The following is a 20,598-nucleotide window of genomic DNA, read 5'->3' on the forward strand; positions in this document are numbered from 1 at the left end:
ATCGAGATAAAGTATACTATAATTCTACCTTTATTATACTTTATTTCAACGGGATTATTAAAATTCCTGTGAATAAAATTGTTTAATCCATCTGTCTCGATACAAAATATTTCGAGGTGGATAAAAATCTAATTTAGAGTGAACAAAGAATTGATCATTAGATCCGGTTCCTCCACAGATTTTGCCTTGTTAAAAGATGGAAAACTAATTGAATTACATAAGGAAGAAGATGACAGTAATTTTGCTGTAGGTGATATTTTTATTGCCAAAATACGCAAAGCTGTCCCAGGTCTTAATGCCGCATTTGTTAATGTTGGCTATGAGAAAGATGCATTTTTGCACTATCATGACCTCGGTCCTCAAGTATCTTCTTTACTTAAATTCATTAAACGTGTAAGCACAGGTAAAGCAAAAGAATATTCTCTTAAGAATTTTTCTTTTGAAGATGATATTAATAAACATGGTATTATTACTGATGTATTAAAATCAAATCAATCACTATTGGTACAAATAGTAAAAGAACCTATATCTACAAAAGGACCTCGAATTAGCTCAGAGCTATCGATTGCTGGTAGATATATAGTGTTAGTACCTTTTTCAAACAGAATCTCTATTTCTCAAAAAATAGAATCTTCTGATGAAAAAGAACGTCTGAAAAGACTGGTAAAAAGTATTAAACCTAAAGGATTCGGAATTATTGTTCGTACTGTAGCGGAAGGCAAAAAAGTAGCAGAACTAGATAAAGATTTGCAAAATCTAGTTGGGCGTTGGGAAACTATGTGTAAGAAATTATACAAAGCACATCATCCGTCAAAAGTTTTAGGTGAAATGAACAGAGCATCTTCTATACTAAGAGATGTTTTTAATGACACCTTTACTTCGATCGTTGTAGACGAGGAAGAACTCTACAATCAAGTAAAAGATTATCTGCAAGAAATTGCACCAAAAAAAGAATCAATCGTAAAATTACACACTTCAAAAACTCCTGTTTTTGAAAAACATGGTATTGAACGACAAATCAAGACCAGTTTTGGCAAAACAGTTTCCATGAGTAAAGGTGCTTATTTAGTCATAGAGCACACAGAAGCAATGCATGTCATTGATGTTAACAGTGGAAACCGATCAAATAAAGCCAAAAACCAGGAAGACACTGCCTTAGAGGTAAATCTAATCAGTGCAACAGAGCTAGCTCGCCAACTACGTCTTAGGGATATGGGGGGCATTATTGTAGTCGATTTCATAGACATGAATAATGCAGATAACCGAAGAACACTCTTCAATCACTTACGTGAAGAGATGAAAGACGACAGGGCAAAGCATAAAATTTTACCGCCAAGTAAGTTTGGCTTGATTCAAATCACGCGACAGCGTGTACGACCAGAAATGAATATCAAAACTCGTGAGGAAAACCCTAACGGAGGAAATGGTGAGATTGAGGCACCAATAGTTTTAATAGATAAAATTAAGGTCGATTTAGAAAAGTTAATTAAAAAAGAGTATAAAAAGATTACGCTAAGTGCGCATCCTTTTATCGCAGCTTTTTTAACTAAAGGATTTCCATCCACCCGTTTTCAATGGTTTTTTAACCATAAAAAATGGGTAAAAATTATACCTAGAGACGCTTACACGTATTTAGAATATCATTTTCTCGATGAAAATGGAGAAGTGATAAAATTATAAAACGAAACCCAGCTTATTATGTATAGGCTGGGTTTTTTGTTTTTACTACATTTAATAAAAGCTTTGTACCTTTATACCGTATGTATCAAAAACCACCTCAATCTATTACTGTATCCGAGGCACTTAAAAAAATGGAACACTATTGCGCCTATCAGGAAAGATGTCACAAGGACATCATGGACAAGTTGACGACTATGAGATTAATCCCGGAAGCAAAAGAAACAATTATTTTACACCTTTTAGAGCATAATTTCCTAAATGAAGAACGCTTTGCCAAAAGCTATGTCAGCGGTAAATTCAGAATCAAAAAATGGGGAAAAAAGCGAATTATCAGAGAGCTTAAATTCAGACAAATATCTACCTATATTATAGAAAGTGCCCTAAAAGAAATCCCGGAGACAACCTACTTGGAAACTTTTCATGAATTAGCAGAAAAAAAAATGGCATCAATTACAGAACAAGACCCTACTAAAAAGAAAAAAAAACTAATTGATTACCTATTGTATCGAGGCTGGGAAAATCAATTAGTTTTTGAAAAGGTGAATGAACTTTCTTAGTAATGAACTGTTTAATTACTCAATAACTTGACAGCTCTATCGATGCCACTATCTTTTTCTTCCATAAAATCTTCATTAGAAAACAATGGAGCTCTATTCTCTTCTGCTGGTCCAACCCCTATCGCTTCATAAACTACTCCTTGTGCATCACTATACACTTCATTAGACAGGCTTAGCTCTGCTCCATTAGGCAGTATATGCGAAAGAATATCAGAAAATCCACCATTTGTGTTTTCCCCAGCAATAGTTACGTATGGCGCATCTTTTAAACATAAAGTAAAGATCTCTGCAGCACTAGCGGTAAGAGGACTGGTAAGCAACACAATATCACCTGTGAATTGAAAATCTCCTTTGGGCTCCACAGATATCGTTGTTAACTCTGTAAACCCGTCTCCTAACCTTGCTTTTTTAGAAAATGCAATGCGTTGCTGATCCATAAATCTGGAGGCTATATCTACAGCAACTACATCCAATCCTCCGCCATTAAAACGGATATCTAGTACTAATTTAGAGACTTCGGAATTCTTCAGATCATTCATCATTTTGTCGAGTACTGTATTCAATGTTGCTAACTCATCATTAATGCCGGATCCATATCCTGCCATCCCAAAAATATTAACATACCCAATATCATCTGTGATCGTACCCCAAGCTATATTTTCACTTTGATCAATCTCAAAATCTCCACCGAGATATTTTATAATCATCTCTATCTTTTGGTCATAGGCTCTGCTATAACTATCTCCATCACTAATTACATACTCACCACTAAGGTTTGAATTTAATCGCTCCAGTAAACTCTGTGATTCTGAACCAATACCAATACCATTAGCTTCATCATAAATACCTACATGCCCATCTTCAAAAAGGAGAAGCAAATCCTCTATAATATCATAAAAATTCTCTGAGGTTACCTGTTCTCTTAAACTATGATATTGCGCCCAATCCACATCTCTGAGTTCAAAAAAAGCATAATAATCATTAAAAATATGCCAAAAATGATCAAAATTCACTTTTGGATCTTCTGTCTCAGAAATCTGACCCGGTAGACAAAACTCATTTTGATTTGGCAGTCTGGTCAACTTAATATCTGCAATCAATAATTCTGAACTCCCTACTAATTCATCCGGACCAACCAGATTGAATTCCACTCCCAAAAAATCTTCTGATGTAAAATCACCTTCTAAAACTGAGCATCCAATGCTATTTATATTATATGCTACATCTTTACCATCAGTAAACTCTAATATATATCCTTTATCAGCAACCAACCAAAAACCATTTATAGAGTCTTGAGGAGGAGGAGGAGGACTATCATCATCCGACTGACAAGCTATAAAAAAAACTAACATTATACATAAAAAATATCTTTTGATAGTACGCATACATTTTATTGTATTATAATTGTGTGAATTCATATTAGTATTGATTTTAAAGGTTTTAATACTACTTATATATATGACAAGTGAAAAAATTAAGGGTTGCATTGATCAACTTATTTATAAATAAAACACATATTTAACACATCCTGTTTTAATTATCAAATACTTAAGCCCAATATATTTTTAGAATAATCAACGTATGTAGTTTAATTGCGTAACAATTCAATTGCTCTTTCTATTCCACTATCTTTTTCTTCACTAAAATCTTCGTAGGAAAATACAGGAATTCTATTTTCTTCATTATCAGGTCCTATTCCAATAGCCTCAAAAACTGTTCCTTCTACATCACTATACACTTCGTTAGACAACACAACTGTTGCTCCATTTGGTAAAGAATGAGTAAGTTCTGTGGAAAAAACACCTTGGGTATTTTCTCCAACGATTGTCACATAAGATAAATCCTTAAGGCATAAAACAAATGACTCGGCTGCACTTGCCGTAACAGGGCTCGTTAAAAGAACAATATCATCTGTAAATTGAAAATCTCCTTTTGGACCTATTGAAATTGTTTTAGGTGCGGTAAAATTATCTCCTAGCCTATTCTTATAGGAATAAACAGGGAGTTCTCTATTCACAAAACGTGATGCAATATCCATTGAGATTTTTCCGTGACCACCTCCATTAAAACGAATATCTATAATTAACTTAGAAACTCCCCATTCTTTTACAGTATTCATTACATCATCAAGAGCTTCATTGAGTGCTGATATTTCATTTTCAAAACTACTACCAAAATCCTCCATATCATTTATTGACACATAGCCTATATCATCTCTCACTAATCCCCAAAACATATTACCCCCATCGTTTTGAAACAGTTCTCCTACAATGTACTTTTCTACTATTATATTATTTTTTATTTCTAAAGTTTCCCAATAATCGTCTATATCTTTGATAATTAAATCTCCTTGAAGATTCGTGTTTAATCGTTCGATTAAACTTGGAAATCCAGATTCGATTTCTATATTATTATCTTCATCATTTAAACTTACATGTCCATCTTTTAACTTAAGAACCAGCTCTTCAATGACATCATAAAAATTATCTTCTGTAACCTGATCCCCTAAATTTTTAAAATCTCCCCAATTCACATTTCTTTTTTCAAAAAACGCATAATAATCATTAAATATATTCCAGAAATAGTCATAGTTTATCTTTGGATCTTTTGTGTTTGCTATTTGGTCGGGTAAACAATGATCGTGTTGATTTGGTAATCTCACAAAATTAATTTCTACTTCAAAAAGATCCGAAGTCCCCAGAAGCTCATTTGCACTCACTTCTTCTAACCTTAACCCTGCTAGTTCTTCTGGTTTAAAATCATCATTGAGAATTGTACACCCGGCAGCGGATATATTGTACAATACATTTTTATCATCGCTAAGCTCGATAATATACCCTTTATCTTCAGCAAACCAAAAACCATGTATAGCTTGTTCTATTGGAGATTGATCATCATCTGATTGGCAGCTTATCAGAAAAACCGATATTATGAATAAAAAATATCTTTTAGTAAACATAGATCTTATCGTATTATAATTATATCTATTCATAGTAGTATTGATTTTAAGGATTATTTTTATCAGTTTTGATTAGCAAAAAAATCAGTTTCAAAATGACTTTTCAGAAAAAGTAACAGGATTAACTAGCCATGAAACACCTTTTAACGCTTGTCAAAACTAAACAGGACAAAAGAAACTAATGTCCCATATTATTAAGATTTAAAAATTTGGAACCTTTTTGTGATTTGATTTGAACTGACTTGGAGTAAGCCCTGTTTCTTTTTTAAATGAAGTATAGAATGTTGTTTTAGACTTAAAACCTGCTTCTAATCCTATTGCCAATACACTATATTTATCAAATTCTGTATTAAGAATCATGTCTTTAACTTCCTGTACCCGATATGAATTAATGTATACGGCAAAATTTTTTTTCGTAATGTCATTTACGATCTGCGATAGATAACCTGTACTAATATTTAATCGTTTTGCTATCGCCTCCTGACTCAAATTAGGATCACGATAGATATAGTCTTTTTTGAGTAAGTTTTCTAGTTTTTGAAAATATCTATTATCTTCTGAAAACGAATTACTCAAAACCATTTGATTTTTACTTTTTACCTCATCAAGAGTTTCTAGCATACTTATACCTGAAATATCACTTTTAATACCGCTAACAAGACCTCTATAAGCACCTGTAAGTTTTAATCTATAAACCCCATTATATACTAACCAAAATATAAATACAGAAGTACTGGTACATATAATAGAAATCCCTATTTCATAACTTATCCCAAAAATCATATCGATGATATCTATTATAATCCATAATGTTACCAGAAAAAATGTCCAAATACATGATGCTTTCAACCATTTATTATTAGGGTAGTTCGTATATTTTTCTTCACTAATCACCTTATATGACCACATAATCAGAATAAAATTGAATGAATAGTATCCAAATTCCTGAAAACCAAAAACCCAATCATACACTAATTCTGTGTAATCATAAGAATCAGCAAACCATTGATAAGCCACTTCCAGATTAAAAAACGCATTAATGACAACAGAAAAGAAAAAAGGAACATACAACCAATACATTTTCCTGTTTTTTTCTAAATCATGATTGATTGATTTTAAAATATAAAGAAAGAAAAAAACCGGAAACAGGAATATCCATTCGATATCATACAATATCATAAAATCTGGATACATTTCAAATACACCCTCAAAATCAAGATAAACATTGAGCATTAATGAAGTTAACACCAGAATCGAATATCCCAAATACTTATTGATATGACTTCTAAAAAAAGGAGAGAAAAGTATCGAAAGTCCAAACACAAATCCCTGGGAAAAACTAACAAGCAATAATAGATTCATAAATTTCATGGATCATTTTGTATGGTTTGTACTTCAAAAGACAAAAACGAACAACAAGGGTTGCAATACAAAACTTAAATGAGAGGTAAGATGCTATGCAAAACTACGAATCCTTTGCTCTATTTGTTCTTTTAATTGCTAGCTCGTTTTTATATTGAATCCATTTTGACCCACGAATCCGACGCATAAAATTATCAAAATATCGCATAAAGAAGATATTATATGCAGCTTTATTCATATTCCCTAATTTTGTAGCCATTGCTCGTATACTCATAGAAAAACCAGGTGTGGTATAGGTCATCTGATGCCAATATCCTTCTGGCATATACAAAGTTTCTCCGTGTGTAAGATGTGTAACATATCCTTTGGCTTTCTTAAGTGCCGGCCACTTTTTTAAATCAGGGTTGGTAAAATCAATATCCTGATGTGCGATTAACGCATGAGGTACTTTATATAGGTATTTGGTTTCTGAAGGTGGAAATAATATGCATTGTTTCTCGCCGTGAAAATGAAAATGCAATATATTTCCATAATCAATATCATAATGCATAAACACTTTGGATCCCTTACCTCCAAAAAAAAGATATGGCATTTTTTTAAGCAACCTCAGACCTATATCGGGATATCTATAATCACTCCTGAGTTTTGGCACTTCTTTTAATAGGTTATACAGAAAAATTCGATAGCCGGTAGGTTTGGTTTTTAACAACTGTACATATTCGCTCATTTTCATGCTCATATGTGGTTCGTTAAACTTAAATTCAGCATTTATAGGTCTATTATCAAAAAGAGGTACTTCTTTATGACCTGCAACTTCATTAATGTAATCTAAGCTCCATTTTTCATACGCTGGCCAATCTTCAATCAATTGCTCGATTACCACTGGCTTTTGTGGTATGAAATAATTTTCAAGAAACTCCTTCTTCGTTACTGTCTTTACTCTTGTTATTTGTTCTAAATTTAATTTCACAGATAATTGCTTAAGATCAGCATCTATCAAAATTTAATAATGCCTATCGTATCAAAGTTAATCAATATCAAGTTTGTTAAACTTAAAATATAATGAAAGCCTTACTCATATATTTCTAATACAGCTATCAATTTTTATCAACTACTATTTTTGATTTCTGTTTAGCTACCTCATTTTTGTCAATAGTATGACCGGGTCTGGTCCATTTTGGTTTTTCTCCTTTTGCTTCATACTTAGAATCTTTAGCTTCTATGGTATCTGGTTGAGATTTCTTTACAAAAGGTTTTTGAGGGTTTAACCCTAACTTTTTAAACATCTCCATATCCTCATTAACATCTGGATTTGGGGTTGTCAATAATTTATCTCCTGCAAAAATAGAATTTGCTCCTGCAAAAAAGCACATTGCCTGTCCTTCTCTGCTCATCTCTGTTCTCCCTGCGGATAATCTTACCTGCGTTTGTGGCATTACGATCCTGGTCGTTGCAACCATTCTGATCATATCCCAGATCTCTACCGGTTTTTGATCTTCCATAGGTGTTCCATCTACAGCAACAAGTGCATTGATAGGCACAGACTCTGGCTGAGGGTTTAATCTTGCCAAAGCTACCAGCATTCCAGCTCGATCTTCTATCTTTTCACCCATTCCGATAATCCCACCACTACACACGGTAACATTCGTTTTACGAACATTATCAATAGTTTCTAACCGATCCTCATATCCTCTGGTAGAAATAACTTCTTTATAATACTCTTCTGATGTATCAAGATTATGATTATATGCATATAGACCGGCTTCTGCCAACCGTTGCGCCTGATTTTCTGTAATCATACCTAAGGTACAACACACCTCCATATCCAGTTTATTAATAGTTCGCACCATTTCCAGCACATTATCAAACTCTGGTCCATCTTTTACATTTCTCCAGGCGGCTCCCATACATACTCTGGAACTCCCCGAAGCTTTAGCTCTCAATGCCTGTGCTTTTACCTGCTGTACACTCATCAGATCATTCCCTTCTATATCAGTATGATATCTGGCAGCCTGCGGACAATAGCCACAATCTTCAGGACACCCTCCTGTTTTTATGGATAACAAAGTAGAAACCTGCACCGTATTCGGGTCGTGGTACTCTCTATGTACTGTAGCTGCTTCATATAGCAGTTCCATCATGGGTTTATTATAAATATCCAGAATCTCTTGTGATGTCCAATCGTGTCTTACAACGCTCATAAATTAACAGTATGTGAATTTTTCAAAAGTAATTGTTTAAAATCAAAAAACACAAATTAGATTTATCAAATTCAATGATTTTAATAACAATAAATTGTTGAAATCATTATTCTCATACCGGTAGTTCCAGTAAGATACTAACAGCATTCCCCCCAAATCCCACTGCATTTACCATAATCTTGCTTAATGAATCAGGCGATACACCCTCTATATAAGGGACTGGAATAAACTCTTGATGTTTCATCATCAAAATTGCTAATTCTATACTCAAAATTCCACTCGCTCCGAAGGTGTGCCCAATTTTCCATTTATTGGTCGTTAAAGCAGGGATATGTTCTTTAAAAACGGATTTAATTGCATTATATTCTGCCATATCTCCTTTTACAGTTCCCGGTGCGTGTAATACAATTGCATCTATTTCCTGAGGAGTTGTGCCGGATAATGCCATTTTCATAGAATCCTGAAAACAATCTGCATGAGTAGATATCGATATATTATGTTTTAAAGGCTCTGTTGCGTACCCTATCCCCGTTACTAATGCTACTGCGTTCTCTTTAACTCCATTCTCTAAACAAGCAACAGCAGCTCCTTCTCCCAAAAACATAGAGTTTCTGGTTTTACCCCAATTCATTGCCTGACATGGATATACGTCTTCTTGACCGGAAGCATATATTTTTAAAGCTTTCATCTGGGCGATGGTAAATGGAGTTAGTGGAGCTTCACTCCCTCCTACCAAAAACTTATCGCTCAACCCTGATTGAAGCCATGCAATACCATTTAGCACAGCGTGCAAAGCGGTGGAACATGTAATAGAATGACTAATCTCCGGACCTTTTGACCTGAGATCTTGCGCTATCCAGGAAGAAATATTACCTAGGGTTGTGGTAGGCGAACTTAATGTAGCTGATTGATGCGTCTTTAGAAATTCTTTATGATATTTTTCAAATAGATGAGTAGCCCCTCTGGAAGACCCCATATTAATCCCGAAATTAAATTCCTGCTCCCAATTTGCCTCTCTGATAGCAGCTCTTGCCGCAAAAATCCCAAATAACACCGAATCATCCAGAGATGCGTACTGTGAATTCTCTATCTTTAGTTTTTCAATTTCTTTTTTGCATTCTTCAGGTAATTGAGCAATGGGTGTTTTTTGATCTCCAAAAGCTTCAAAAGTAATATTGTGAGTATGATTTTTATATTCGCTCCAAATCTTCTCAGGGATAAATCCCAATGGGGATATCGATGAAATTCCGGTTATAGACACAGGGTTTTGCAACACTTAATTTTTCAGCAAATGTAGGGGTTTGTTCCATTCTGTTCAACTGTCTACTGTATTTTTCTTTTTAATTCCCAAACTTTAATTGTAACAAAAACCAAAGTCTTATGACTTATATAATAACCAAATAAGAATGAATTGATATGGAGCATCAAACGCAACGAAAAAGTTGGTTTAGTAGAAACTGGCCATGGGTAGTACCTGTAGGGGGTTGTCTCACATTAACTATCATTTTTATTATCTTTATGGGATCTGTCATTTTTGGGGTCTCTAAAGCTTTTACAGCTGCTACTCCTTATCAGGAAGGACTTGCAAAAGCTCAGGAAGATGAATATATTATCCGGGTACTTGGAGAGCCTATAGAAACCAATGGCATTATGAGTGGTAGCCTAAAATTTGAAAACAGTACAGGATATGCTGATATTTCTATTCCTATAAAAGGCCCTGAAGGAGAAGCTCAGATTTATGTGGTAGGTACCAAAGAAAATGATATCTGGGCCTATTCCAAAATGTATGTGATCATTGCCGAAACAAATGAACAAGTAGATCTCCTCTGGAATGAGAAAAAAGAGACTATATTTTAATATTCATTATAAAAAACCAGTAGCCATGACTAAACAACTAGATATAAAAAGTCTGTTCATTATTTTTGGTATTCCATTATCCAGCATCCTCTTATTAATCTTATTGACTACTTCGAGATTATTTGAGGCGAACCAGCAACTATTGTCTACTGCCATCACAGCAGATCTTATTTTTACGATTCCTTTTGTTTATTTCTTGCTGATTAGAAAAAAGAAAATCCCGAAACTTACCATTATTTCATTTGGCATATTAGGAATGATGATCTCTTATATGATTATTCCAAAAGAAAATCAACTCCTACTTTCTATTATAAAAACCTGGGTATTTCCTTTTGTAGAGTTAGGGATTGCTTTTTTTGTTATTAGCAAAGTACGATCCACCTTAAAAAAATTTAAAAAAAATCAACATATATCTCCTGACTTCTTTACAGTATTACAACAAACATGTAGAGAAATTTTACCTAAAAAAATTGCAACTCTTTTGGCAATGGAAATCGCAGTTTTCTATTTTGGTTTTATGTTCTGGAAAAAACAAGTCCTGCATAGTACTGAATTTACATATCATAAAAATAGTGGCACTATTGGTCTGCTCGCCGGATTAATACTCATTATCACAATCGAAACATATGTGTTGCATATATTACTTATCAGATGGAGTACCGTAGCTGCCTGGATCATCACAGGTTTGAGTATTTATTCTGGAATTCAAATTTTTGGTTTTTTAAAATCCATCTATAATAGACCCATTTTAATCCAAGATGGAAAACTCTACCTGCGATATGGTATTATGAGTGAAACTAGCATAGATATTAACAATATTGTCTCAGTAACAATATCTTCTGCTTCAATTGAATTTAACGACAAGATTAGGAAATTATCTCCATTTGGCGAACTAGAAAGTCATAATGTACTTATTACTGTACATAAAGAAAATGCCCTCTTTGGTTTGTACGGAATGAAGAAAAGTTTTAAAACTCTGGCTTTATATATTGATGATAAAGAAAGATTTAAAACCGAAATAGAAGGTCAATTACCTCAGAAACAATAGTGTAATCAGAATCGTATTTATTAATAAAAAAACTACAATTCTGATTACTATATAATGTCTGGTCGGAAATACAGCAAAATCAAATATGTATCTTTTTACGAAATTTTGATTTATTTTTAATTTACTGTAATTAAGGTAGTTACTTCAAAAAAATCTAAATTTTATCAAAAATCTTTCAAATTATGAAAATCGTCTATTTCAGACCGCACACTTCTATCTTAAAAAAATTGTTTAAAAAACTTATGGTCTCTTAAAAATAATTTTTCGTACGATACCATTGCTCGTAATATAGGCAAATTTTCCATCTGGTGTTGCTTCGATACCATTAGGATTGGTAAAAGAAGCCGTAGCTGCGGTTCCATTAACTGTTCCTACAGCTCCAGTTCCTATAACATCTACTATATCACCTGCCGTATTTAATCTAAAAACTTTATGCTCTAAAACGCCTGTAACATGCAGATGATCATTCGCATATGATACATGACCAATCGAAGATGGTGATTTTGCTACTTCATTGAGTGTCCCATCAGCTTCTACACGAAAGATCTTTCCATCAAGAAAATTAGAAACATATATATGATCTCTAACCTTATCATATGTCAGTCCAACCGGGCCATCTAATAAAGAACTAGAAACAAATTCTTCTACCTTATTATTACTAATTTTGAATATTTTCTTTACCGCAAAGAACGTATTAAAAATTTCTCCATCATTATTAATGATGATTCCGCCACCACCTACAAGTTGCGGATCACTTACTAATACGTTTTCTACTCCATAAGCATCAATAGCAAAAATATCAGTACTTCTAAAATTAGTAACATACACTGTTTTATCAGGGCCAACAGTACAACCCACAGGATACTTCAGGGAAGTGGAAAATTCCTGAACTTCTCCTTGTGGGTTTATTTTATATGTGATGCTTTCGTTTGATCCTCCACCATTAACATAGAGATTAAAATCATCATCAAGAGCTATATCTTCGTCTGCCATAATATTACCTGAGGTAATCTTCAGATCGGTAACCAGCGTTTCGTTTTGTAATTGAAAGCTTTCTTTCCCAGAAACCAGATACGTCCTATAATTATTCGTTTTTATAAGAATATGAGGCCTGTAATGGGTACCTTCCTTTATCAGATCTCCATGACTATCATAGAGTATTTCCTGAATTTGTTCATCAATACTTTCATTAGGAGTAATTTCCCAAAAAACGCGATCTGCTAACCCTGGTACATCTCTCGAATGAAGAGAGGTACTTTCTTTTGAGAATAGTACGTACATCTTTTTAATTTCAGGAATTCCTTTTGTAATCTTTAGCTTGATAGTGATATCAGAACTATTATTCTCATTACCACTATCAGTGGCATAAATTTCTGTAACTTTTATAACACTGGTATCTGGTACCCCTGAGACATCATCTGTCAGCGAGCAAGAAAATAACAGTAAAGAAATTAACAATAATTTGATAAAAAAATTAGTTTTCATGAGTATTTGATTTTAATGAATAATGATTCGTTTTCCTTTACAAGAGTATCTTGTTAAGGGAGATCAAATAAAAATGAATATTAATTGAATTTCGCCCCAATTTTGGAAGTTGAGACCTTTCTTTTATGTAAAAATTGACTGGGAGTGATTTTAGTATACTTTTTGAAAATACGATTAAAAGAAGCTTTACTATTGAACCCCGAATCTAGCGCTATTGCAAGTAATGTCAGTTGGTCATATTCTGAAGAAGTAGCTCTTTTTTTAAATTCATCTACTCGATATTGGTTAATGAAATCATAGAAATTTACCCCAAGATTTTTATTGAGTTGTTCTGACAAATTATGAGAAGGGGTATCCATCATAGCTGCAAGATCTTGCAATTTTAATTCAGGATTGAGATAAGGTTGTTGTGTTTTCATAAGTTCTGACAACTTATCCAGTTCTAAATTTTTCCCCTTCGTTTGTTTTTCTTTTATTTTCTCTTTTTTGAGTACAAAAAAAAGTTTTTCGGGTTGTTGAATCGTAATTATAGCAATAACAACCAGGAAAATAGAATTGATCAGGTGCAAGTAGATTTCCAGATAATACACCTTGATATGAAAAAAGTAGCTTACAAGAAAAAACAGAAAACTAATACCACTATACGCTCCAAATATATAAATAACGCCTTTGAAACGATTCAGATAACTGATATTAGTATCAGAGGAAATCTTTTTTAATCCTTGTTTTTTTTTATTGAGTAACCAAAGTGCATAACTAACATATGAAAGCCTGACTATTGCCAGAGAGAGTAAGGTAAAAATGGTATCAATATCAGGAATATAAGGTTTTTTGTTATAAATATATGAGATCGTTTTTATTTTTTCTTCGGCATTCATCGTTATATACTCCCAATTCCAGGAAAAAAATAAGAGATAGATAAAAATAGAGCCGTGTAAGCTATCTATCCATCTAAAATTTCGATGAGGATACAGTAGATATAAAACATAGAAAAAAAACAACGGACCAATCAATCCATTAAGAGAATAAAATAATATTGGAACATGGGGCATTTGGGGATAAAGCCCTGAAAAAACTACAAAATTCTGAAAAATAATAAGGCTTTGAGCGATCAATAAACCCATCAAAAATAGATTAGCTTTTCTTGATCCTTTTTTAAGAAAAAAGAGGTTTGCGGCAACCAGAAAACCCTGAAAACAACCAATACTAGTCATTACAGAGGGTAGTACATCAAATTGTCCTATAATGATCATTAGCACTGATAAATCAAAATACCAAACTACAAAAAAATTGTAGAACACCATACTAATACCAAAACGGTTTAAGCTTTTTTTAAATTTTATTTTTCCCTGTTTTCAGTAAAAAAATATCACTGAAAATAGGGAACAAATACATCTTATAAAACACTAATTTTGAACATATTACACAAACAAAAGCTTAGAAGGTACCGGATCTAACTTTATATTTCTATTAACTAAAACAGGATTATCAATTACGTACATAGACATTTTGATAAAATATATATGTTACCGACCAGATAATCACAAATTAAAATTTAATTTTATGAAAAAATTTATAAAAATAATCAGTTTATTCCTTTTCGTTATTTTTGTTACGGTTTCCTGTGAAACAGATAATAATGATGTTGAGCAGGAAATAGCAACTCAGGCTATCCCGGATAACATTATCAAAAAACTCAAAAAAGCAGGGTTTTATACTGAATATGGACTATCTAAGTACAAAAATGGCTATATTGTAGAAACAGATATTTTTCTTACCGAAGCACAAATAGATGAATTGCTTACTGGTATACAACCTGAAACAGGGACTATAAATTCTAAACAATATCGAACCAATCGTTTAGTGAGTATTAATGGAGCCAGTAGAACTTTAAACGTATTTTTTGACCCTGGTTTTAATCAATTTATGCAAAGTTCCTTTGATGCGGCACTACAACGTTATAACAACTTAGATCTCAAACTAAGATTTAAACGTACAAATAATAGAAACAATAATGATATACAGATCCTGTTAGGAAATTTTAGCGACCCTAAAATTTTGGGTAAAGCTGGATTTCCTTCCCGCGGAAATCCTAAAAAGGAGATCACATTAAGTCGCAGTCATTTTAACACAGGAACGAATCGGAGCGATGCTACAACTGTGATTGCTCATGAAATAGGACATGCCATAGGTTTTCGTCATACAGATTTCAGAAACAGAGCTTTTAGTTGTGGCGGCTCTCCAGAAGATGAAGGATCTACGAGTATTGGAGCTAATTATATTCCTGGAACACCCTCCGGACCAGATGCAAATTCGTGGATGTTAGCCTGCAGTAGTGGTCGTAATAGATCCTTTACAGACGGGGATCAGGCAGCATTAATTGCAATATATGGTAATTCTACTGTAGATCCAACGGCAACACTAAATAGAACTACTGGTGAGTTTAGAGCTAAACCAGGGGCACAAATAAAATTAACTTACAGTGGAAATTTTATCACATTTTGCGCTCCTCAAGGAGAAAGCTTATCAATAGGTATTATTGGAGTAAAACCGACAAATATTTATGATTATATAAGTTGGTCGCCAAATCCATCTTATGCTAATATCCGAAATTCAGGTTCGCTGGTATTCAGAATGCCTGCAAGTGGAATTGTAAAAGTTGATGCTTCTCTTACCACAGTGGGATGTTCTGTAGCTTCGATTACATTAAATGAAAATCAAAGAATCAACTTAGGCAATAGAAATGGCGGAAATTTTAGATTCCCATAAAATAATATATTACCCAAAATCTCAATCATAAAATATTGAGATCAATCATGGATAAGAAAAATCACGCTGATTGACGTAAGTTTTCTTATCCATGATTCATATTATATTTGGGGTTTTCCTTTTCTATCATCTCGAACTTAACAAAAAATTAATTCAATTTTGTCTGTTCATCATAAAACCCAAGTGTCTATGATAATTCGATTTCTCAAATGAGATTACTTATCAAAATCATTGCATTTATCTGATAACCAACTTTCTTTTTTTAATTTATATACACGCTCAAAAGAGTTTGTCTTTTTACAAAAAAATTCTTCTATAAACTCCATTTCTTTTTCAAGAATGTAAATAGAACTATTGTTTTGAGCGCTTACATATGCAGATAATTCGTTTAGATTGGTTTTTTCAAAGCAATAATTTATCAGATTTATTGCAATTTCGGCTCCATAACCTTTTCCCCAATATAACTCCCGAAGCCTATAGGCTATTTCAAATTCTGATTTTTCATTTTCATAAACACCACATATACCCATGAAATCTTCGTTATCTTTTCTTATAACTGCCCATATTTTATAGAAAATTTCCTTATTCTCATAATAGCTTATAAATCGTTTTAATTCATTTTCACTTTCTGAACGATTCATATATTTTTTGATATGCCGCATCACATTAGGGTTGCTTTGCATGTCATAAAAGTTTTCTATATCGGATGTACAGAGTTTTCTTATCAATACCCTTTCTGTATCAAATACCATACATATCACCTTTTTTATTTTTCGTCAAATCCGCCAAAAAAACGGTGTCATTCCTAACAAGATATACAAATTAACTTATACAATTTGTGATTAAAAAATTCGTATAAATTCATTGAATTATTTTTTCTTTATGCAAGGCAAAAAAATCAAGCATAGCTATAGCTACGGTTTATTTTTTAAACGAAGTAGAAAGGAAAAAGAAACGATGAATATGCGAAATTTTTAGTTATAAATCGTATTACATCAATTGCATAACACATCTGATTCAATACTATCCATTGTTTATACGCAAGTGATTCATGTTGATCGATCTCTTCTTTTGTATTCTGGTTTTCTGAAAACTATTTTTTTGACGTATCAGCAAACTAATATCATTTGCCATTTGAACTTACTGGTATAACACTAACTAAAAATTCTGCTTTCTATTTTGGATGCTTTTAAAACAACTTATAAAATTAGTATTATACTACTTCTAATAAAGCTACTATTGATTCATAAATTTTATCCAACTGCTCTTCTGTAATTACATAAGGAGGCAATATGTATATCGTTTTACCCAGAGGACGCAAGCAAACTCCGTGCTCCATAAAATGATCAAAAATCTCATATCTTTTTTTACCATAACGATCCATTTCTATATCTAGATCTAATGCATAAATCACTCCTTTTTGTCGGGTTGTCTTGATCTTGGAATGGCTTTTAATTTTGGCATCAAAATCTTTATGAGATTGTATAATTCTTTGAATATTATTTTGGATTTCTGCCGATTTCAAGAGTTCTATGCCAGCAATGGCTACAGAGCAGGCTATAGGATTGGCAGAGTATGTATGGGCATGAAAGAAAGCTTTGCCTACAGAGTCATCCAGAAAAGCATTGTATATATCTTGGGTACAACTGGTCACTGCCATGGGAACAAAACCAGCTGTTAATGCTTTGGACATTGAGATAATATCTGGTTTTGTTTCTATATATTCTGAAGCAAAGTTTTTTCCAGTCTTACCAAAACCTGTCATTACCTCATCTGCAATAGTTACGATATTATTTGCTGAGCAAATTTTTAATATTTCATTGAGATATTCTGCCTCAAACATATGCATAGCATTGGCTCCCTGAACTAAGGGCTCATAGATAAAAGCGGCTACATTATAATCCCTAATTATCCTCTGTAATCTCTCCAGAACAATTTCTATAGTATCAATATCAGGAGTAGGGATTCGCTGTACATCTATAAAAAAATCTTCAAACGGCCCATTATAAACTGATAAACCTGATGCAGACATCGCCCCAAAAGTATCTCCATGAAAACCATCCTCAAACGCAATTATGGTATTTCTCTTTTCGCCTTTATTAAAATGGTATTGCAATGCCATTTTGATCCCTACTTCATTAGCTGTTGATCCATTATCAGAAAAGAAAATCTTTTCATGAGTATCTGGTAGTATTTTTATCAATTCTTCAGATAATTTTATTGCAGGCTCATGAGTAAATCCTGCAAACACAATCTGATCCAATTGCTGCATCTGAGCAGCGACTTTCTCCAGAATATAGGGGTTACAATGACCATATACAGCTGTATACCAAGAGGCAATACCATCGATATACTCTCTGCCCTGATCATCAAACAATAAAGCCCCTGTTGCCTTTACAATAGCCAAAGCATCCGGATAAACTTTATGCTGAGTTAGTGGATGCCAAAGGTGTTTTTTATCTCTCTCCTGTAAGGTCATATTTTATTTATTAATGCAACATTTTTTATATTTTTTACCACTACCACAGAGGCAAGGATCATTACGACCTATTTTTTTGGGAGCAATATAGGGTTGATCATCAGGAATCTCTTTATAATCATCATAAAAGTCATCAGAACTATCATCAATTTCTTTCTGTTCGGATTGATGAATCCAATTTTGATAATAGTTTTCATACAATTCTTTTACAGTCGTTTGTTCATACACTGGTTTGAAATATGTTTCAAGAAGTTGTTCTATATCACGTATCCTGTTTTTTACATCATCATACTGCCCGCAGACCCAGTATCCTACCAAATTAAGATCAAAGAACTCTTTTATCTGTGGTAATAATTCCTGATAGGTCTTACTTGAAATACCTCCTATCAGTAATCCTAAAAAATCTGTATCAGCAATTCCTTCTTTATGTTTATGCTCTTTATAAAATGTAAACACTTCTTTGAACCAAACGATTACTTCTTCTTTTGTATCAGGGAAAACAAAGGGCATCTGAGTTACAATATCAGTTACTACGGATTTATTGAATGCATTTATATGAGGTTCTTTTACGAAATCCATCAATATTGGCAATTGATCTTTTGCTATCTTAAAAAGTGTTGGACATATAATCTCATTGGTCGCATCCCCAAACCATAGATCCATAAACTCCATGTCCTGTCTTAATATTTCTAAGATAATAGCTAAAGATTGAGAAGTTCCTGTTTCGTATAATAAATAAAATGCGTGGTGCGGTGCATTATACTCGTAGTCATTCCAACCGGAATCCTCCATTTTTTGCATGAAATAGTCAAACCTATATATAGAATCTTGTAGGACTTTTATCAGGTCTTCTTCTAAAAGATTCTTTGGTAGTTTTTCAAAATAAGCTAGCCAATCCTCTGTGACCTCCAGATTACTTGTATATAATAGCGCTATTTGTTCTGGAAAATTAAAATCAGGTAGTTTATCTGTCTGTAAATGGCTTCTTCTATCTATGGTTGCTACTTTTATGCTAAACTTTTCTTCTTCTTCCATTCTTTTTCTTGCCTTCTTCAGATTCTCTACTGCCTTATTATGATCATATTTTTCAATCTTATGATGTCCATAGAATTTTAATTTTAATTGTTCCAGCAGTTTTTCTTCTTCATGAATATAATTTGTATTCCACAAATATTTGGCAACCGTTAGGTAATATGTTATTACTTCATCTTCATGAAATAATTCTTTCTCTGGATATAAATCAACAAGCTGTAATGAATCTCCTAAAAGATCCTGAGCTTCTTGATATTTTTCTTCTTCGATATGTATACTGGCTAAGTTTATTTTCGCAAATAAATAGTCAGGATGCGCTTCAACCGTTTTTCTTACGATTTCTTTAAATTTTTGATCGTTGCCTTTATTCATATAGGCAACTGCCAGGTAATTTTTAAAAACAGCTATTTTAGGATATCTCTTTATATATTTAAATAATCGTTCAAAAACAGATGATTTACCTTTCTGGACATCATAATACAACTTTTCAATAATTGAATTTATATAGGGTGTTCTACCATCATCATCCAGAAACCTATCCGGGTCATCCGAAGTATGCATGGCTGCTATATCAAAAGAATATTTTAGAGTATCGTTATTTTTTAAAATCATTCGTTCTTATTTTTTTTAGAGTATTTACAATGATTTCATTGCATATCCTATGCATAAAATCTGTGTCTGTATATAATTGATGGTTCTTTTCTTTATAAATTATAGGTTTAATTCTTCTTTTTTGAAACCAATCCCGATCGGGTATATTTTTATCTTCTGCTCCAAAATAACATTTCACTTTACAATTGGGGGTCTCTAATTCATAGCGCAATCTGGTTGAAGATACGGTATACAGGGTATCGATATCAAGACCTTCTAATGCAGCTTTCCATGCAATAGTTCCTCCTATACTCAATGCAAGTATATTGACTTTCTTTTTTTCTTTTTCCAGTAGAGAATTAACCGCAGTTTTGATTCCTCTTTGAATAAATTGATCGTGTATATCTTTTTCTATACTCTGTGAGACATCAATCTCTCCTAAACTACAAGAATCGTATATATGGATTTGGAATACCGTCTCCAAAATTTTCCTATATTCCTGTAACCAATCTGACCTCTTAATTCCCCATAAATCAGAAATAATTATTAATCTTGACTTTATACTGCTTGTTATCACA

Annotated in this window: 17 protein-coding genes; 5 read left to right on the forward strand and 12 right to left on the reverse strand. The window is 33.0% G+C overall.

Features of this window, described 5'->3' with window-relative positions; translation table 11 throughout:
* Window positions 1-138 precede the first annotated feature (138 nt).
* Window positions 139-1,680 (forward strand): Rne/Rng family ribonuclease, encoded by a 1,542-nt coding sequence (locus tag F0000_RS12755; RefSeq protein WP_149625109.1) that lies wholly within the window; start codon window positions 139-141, stop codon window positions 1,678-1,680.
* A gap of 131 nt (window positions 1,681-1,811) precedes the next feature.
* Window positions 1,812-2,237, forward strand: coding sequence for a regulatory protein RecX (locus F0000_RS12760; protein ID WP_255452711.1), 426 nt, complete (start codon window positions 1,812-1,814; stop codon window positions 2,235-2,237).
* An 11-nt stretch (window positions 2,238-2,248) separates the two neighbouring features.
* On the opposite strand, the gene F0000_RS12765 is transcribed toward F0000_RS12760, so the two are convergent.
* The 6 genes from F0000_RS12765 to F0000_RS12790 all read right to left on the reverse strand — a co-directional run bounded on the left by F0000_RS12765 (window position 2,249) and on the right by F0000_RS12790 (window position 10,032).
* Entirely contained in the window at window positions 2,249-3,655 is a 1,407-nt protein-coding gene (locus tag F0000_RS12765) for a S41 family peptidase (RefSeq protein WP_188112111.1), read from the reverse strand.
* A 170-nt stretch (window positions 3,656-3,825) separates the two neighbouring features.
* A complete protein-coding gene (locus tag F0000_RS12770; protein ID WP_149625112.1) occupies window positions 3,826-5,229 on the reverse strand; it encodes a S41 family peptidase in 1,404 nt (467 codons plus the stop codon).
* A gap of 168 nt (window positions 5,230-5,397) precedes the next feature.
* The gene (locus F0000_RS12775; RefSeq protein WP_188112112.1) at window positions 5,398-6,558 is read right to left on the reverse strand and encodes an AraC family transcriptional regulator; all 1,161 of its coding nucleotides are present in this window, start codon (window positions 6,556-6,558) and stop codon (window positions 5,398-5,400) included.
* A gap of 103 nt (window positions 6,559-6,661) precedes the next feature.
* Window positions 6,662-7,528 carry a cupin-like domain-containing protein gene (locus F0000_RS12780; RefSeq protein WP_149625114.1) on the reverse strand — a complete coding sequence of 289 codons (867 nt, stop codon included), beginning with the start codon at window positions 7,526-7,528 and terminating at the stop codon, window positions 6,662-6,664.
* 127 nt (window positions 7,529-7,655) lie between these two features.
* Complete coding sequence (bioB, locus tag F0000_RS12785; RefSeq protein ID WP_149625115.1) at window positions 7,656-8,759, reverse strand: biotin synthase BioB; 1,104 nt, start codon at window positions 8,757-8,759, stop codon at window positions 7,656-7,658.
* Window positions 8,760-8,871: 112 nt separating this feature from the next.
* Window positions 8,872-10,032, reverse strand: a complete 1,161-nt coding sequence (locus tag F0000_RS12790; protein WP_149625116.1) for a beta-ketoacyl synthase N-terminal-like domain-containing protein — start codon at window positions 10,030-10,032, stop codon at window positions 8,872-8,874.
* 143 nt (window positions 10,033-10,175) lie between these two features.
* Here F0000_RS12790 and F0000_RS12795 point away from each other — a divergent pair, with 143 nt between their 5' ends.
* Together F0000_RS12795 and F0000_RS12800 are read left to right on the forward strand one after the other, a co-directional pair.
* A complete protein-coding gene (locus F0000_RS12795) occupies window positions 10,176-10,616 on the forward strand; it encodes a cytochrome c oxidase assembly factor Coa1 family protein (RefSeq protein ID WP_149625117.1) in 441 nt (146 codons plus the stop codon).
* 25 nt (window positions 10,617-10,641) lie between these two features.
* The gene (locus F0000_RS12800) at window positions 10,642-11,664 is read left to right on the forward strand and encodes a hypothetical protein (RefSeq protein ID WP_149625118.1); all 1,023 of its coding nucleotides are present in this window, start codon (window positions 10,642-10,644) and stop codon (window positions 11,662-11,664) included.
* 240 nt (window positions 11,665-11,904) lie between these two features.
* On the opposite strand, the gene F0000_RS12805 is transcribed toward F0000_RS12800, so the two are convergent.
* Window positions 11,905-13,149 carry a YncE family protein gene (locus F0000_RS12805; RefSeq protein ID WP_149625119.1) on the reverse strand — a complete coding sequence of 415 codons (1,245 nt, stop codon included), beginning with the start codon at window positions 13,147-13,149 and terminating at the stop codon, window positions 11,905-11,907.
* A gap of 80 nt (window positions 13,150-13,229) precedes the next feature.
* Window positions 13,230-14,453, reverse strand: coding sequence for an AraC family transcriptional regulator (locus F0000_RS12810; protein ID WP_149625120.1), 1,224 nt, complete (start codon window positions 14,451-14,453; stop codon window positions 13,230-13,232).
* Window positions 14,454-14,712: 259 nt separating this feature from the next.
* Between F0000_RS12810 and F0000_RS12815 the strand changes: the two genes are divergently transcribed.
* Window positions 14,713-15,918: a M57 family metalloprotease gene (locus tag F0000_RS12815; protein WP_149625121.1), complete on the forward strand. Its 1,206-nt coding sequence runs from the start codon at window positions 14,713-14,715 to the stop codon at window positions 15,916-15,918.
* 215 nt (window positions 15,919-16,133) lie between these two features.
* Here F0000_RS12815 and F0000_RS12820 read toward each other — a convergent pair whose 3' ends face one another.
* The 4 genes from F0000_RS12820 to F0000_RS12835 form a co-directional block, all read right to left on the reverse strand.
* Window positions 16,134-16,670: a GNAT family N-acetyltransferase gene (locus F0000_RS12820; protein WP_149625122.1), complete on the reverse strand. Its 537-nt coding sequence runs from the start codon at window positions 16,668-16,670 to the stop codon at window positions 16,134-16,136.
* 461 nt (window positions 16,671-17,131) lie between these two features.
* Window positions 17,132-18,397 (reverse strand): adenosylmethionine--8-amino-7-oxononanoate transaminase, encoded by a 1,266-nt coding sequence (gene bioA / locus F0000_RS12825; protein ID WP_149625123.1) that lies wholly within the window; start codon window positions 18,395-18,397, stop codon window positions 17,132-17,134.
* 3 nt (window positions 18,398-18,400) lie between these two features.
* Complete coding sequence (locus F0000_RS27750) at window positions 18,401-20,041, reverse strand: DUF1186 domain-containing protein (protein ID WP_188112113.1); 1,641 nt, start codon at window positions 20,039-20,041, stop codon at window positions 18,401-18,403.
* Window positions 20,025-20,597, reverse strand: a complete 573-nt coding sequence (locus F0000_RS12835; protein WP_149625124.1) for an alpha/beta hydrolase — start codon at window positions 20,595-20,597, stop codon at window positions 20,025-20,027. The genes F0000_RS27750 and F0000_RS12835 overlap by 17 nt, the downstream gene beginning before the upstream one ends.
* Between the last annotated feature and the right edge of the window lies 1 nt (window position 20,598).

It is taken from the genome of Aquimarina sp. RZ0 (genome assembly GCF_008370685.1).
Classification (GTDB): domain Bacteria; phylum Bacteroidota; class Bacteroidia; order Flavobacteriales; family Flavobacteriaceae; genus Aquimarina.

Bases quoted from the DNA above. Each gene is read 5' to 3' on its own strand.
- F0000_RS12810 (WP_149625120.1), bottom strand. From the start codon at position 14,453: ATGGTGTTCTACAATTTTTTTGTAGTTTGGTATTTTGATTTATCAGTG.
- bioA (WP_149625123.1), bottom strand. From the start codon at position 18,397: ATGACCTTACAGGAGAGAGATAAAAAACACCTTTGGCATCCACTAACT.
- F0000_RS12815 (WP_149625121.1), top strand. From the start codon at position 14,713: ATGAAAAAATTTATAAAAATAATCAGTTTATTCCTTTTCGTTATTTTT.
- F0000_RS12770 (WP_149625112.1), bottom strand. From the start codon at position 5,229: ATGAATAGATATAATTATAATACGATAAGATCTATGTTTACTAAAAGA.
- F0000_RS27750 (WP_188112113.1), bottom strand. From the start codon at position 20,041: ATGATTTTAAAAAATAACGATACTCTAAAATATTCTTTTGATATAGCA.
- F0000_RS12765 (WP_188112111.1), bottom strand. From the start codon at position 3,655: ATGAATTCACACAATTATAATACAATAAAATGTATGCGTACTATCAAA.
- bioB (WP_149625115.1), bottom strand. From the start codon at position 8,759: ATGAGCGTTGTAAGACACGATTGGACATCACAAGAGATTCTGGATATT.
- F0000_RS12800 (WP_149625118.1), top strand. From the start codon at position 10,642: ATGACTAAACAACTAGATATAAAAAGTCTGTTCATTATTTTTGGTATT.
- F0000_RS12760 (WP_255452711.1), top strand. From the start codon at position 1,812: ATGGAACACTATTGCGCCTATCAGGAAAGATGTCACAAGGACATCATG.
- F0000_RS12805 (WP_149625119.1), bottom strand. From the start codon at position 13,149: ATGAAAACTAATTTTTTTATCAAATTATTGTTAATTTCTTTACTGTTA.
- F0000_RS12820 (WP_149625122.1), bottom strand. From the start codon at position 16,670: ATGGTATTTGATACAGAAAGGGTATTGATAAGAAAACTCTGTACATCC.
- F0000_RS12775 (WP_188112112.1), bottom strand. From the start codon at position 6,558: ATGAATCTATTATTGCTTGTTAGTTTTTCCCAGGGATTTGTGTTTGGA.
- F0000_RS12795 (WP_149625117.1), top strand. From the start codon at position 10,176: ATGGAGCATCAAACGCAACGAAAAAGTTGGTTTAGTAGAAACTGGCCA.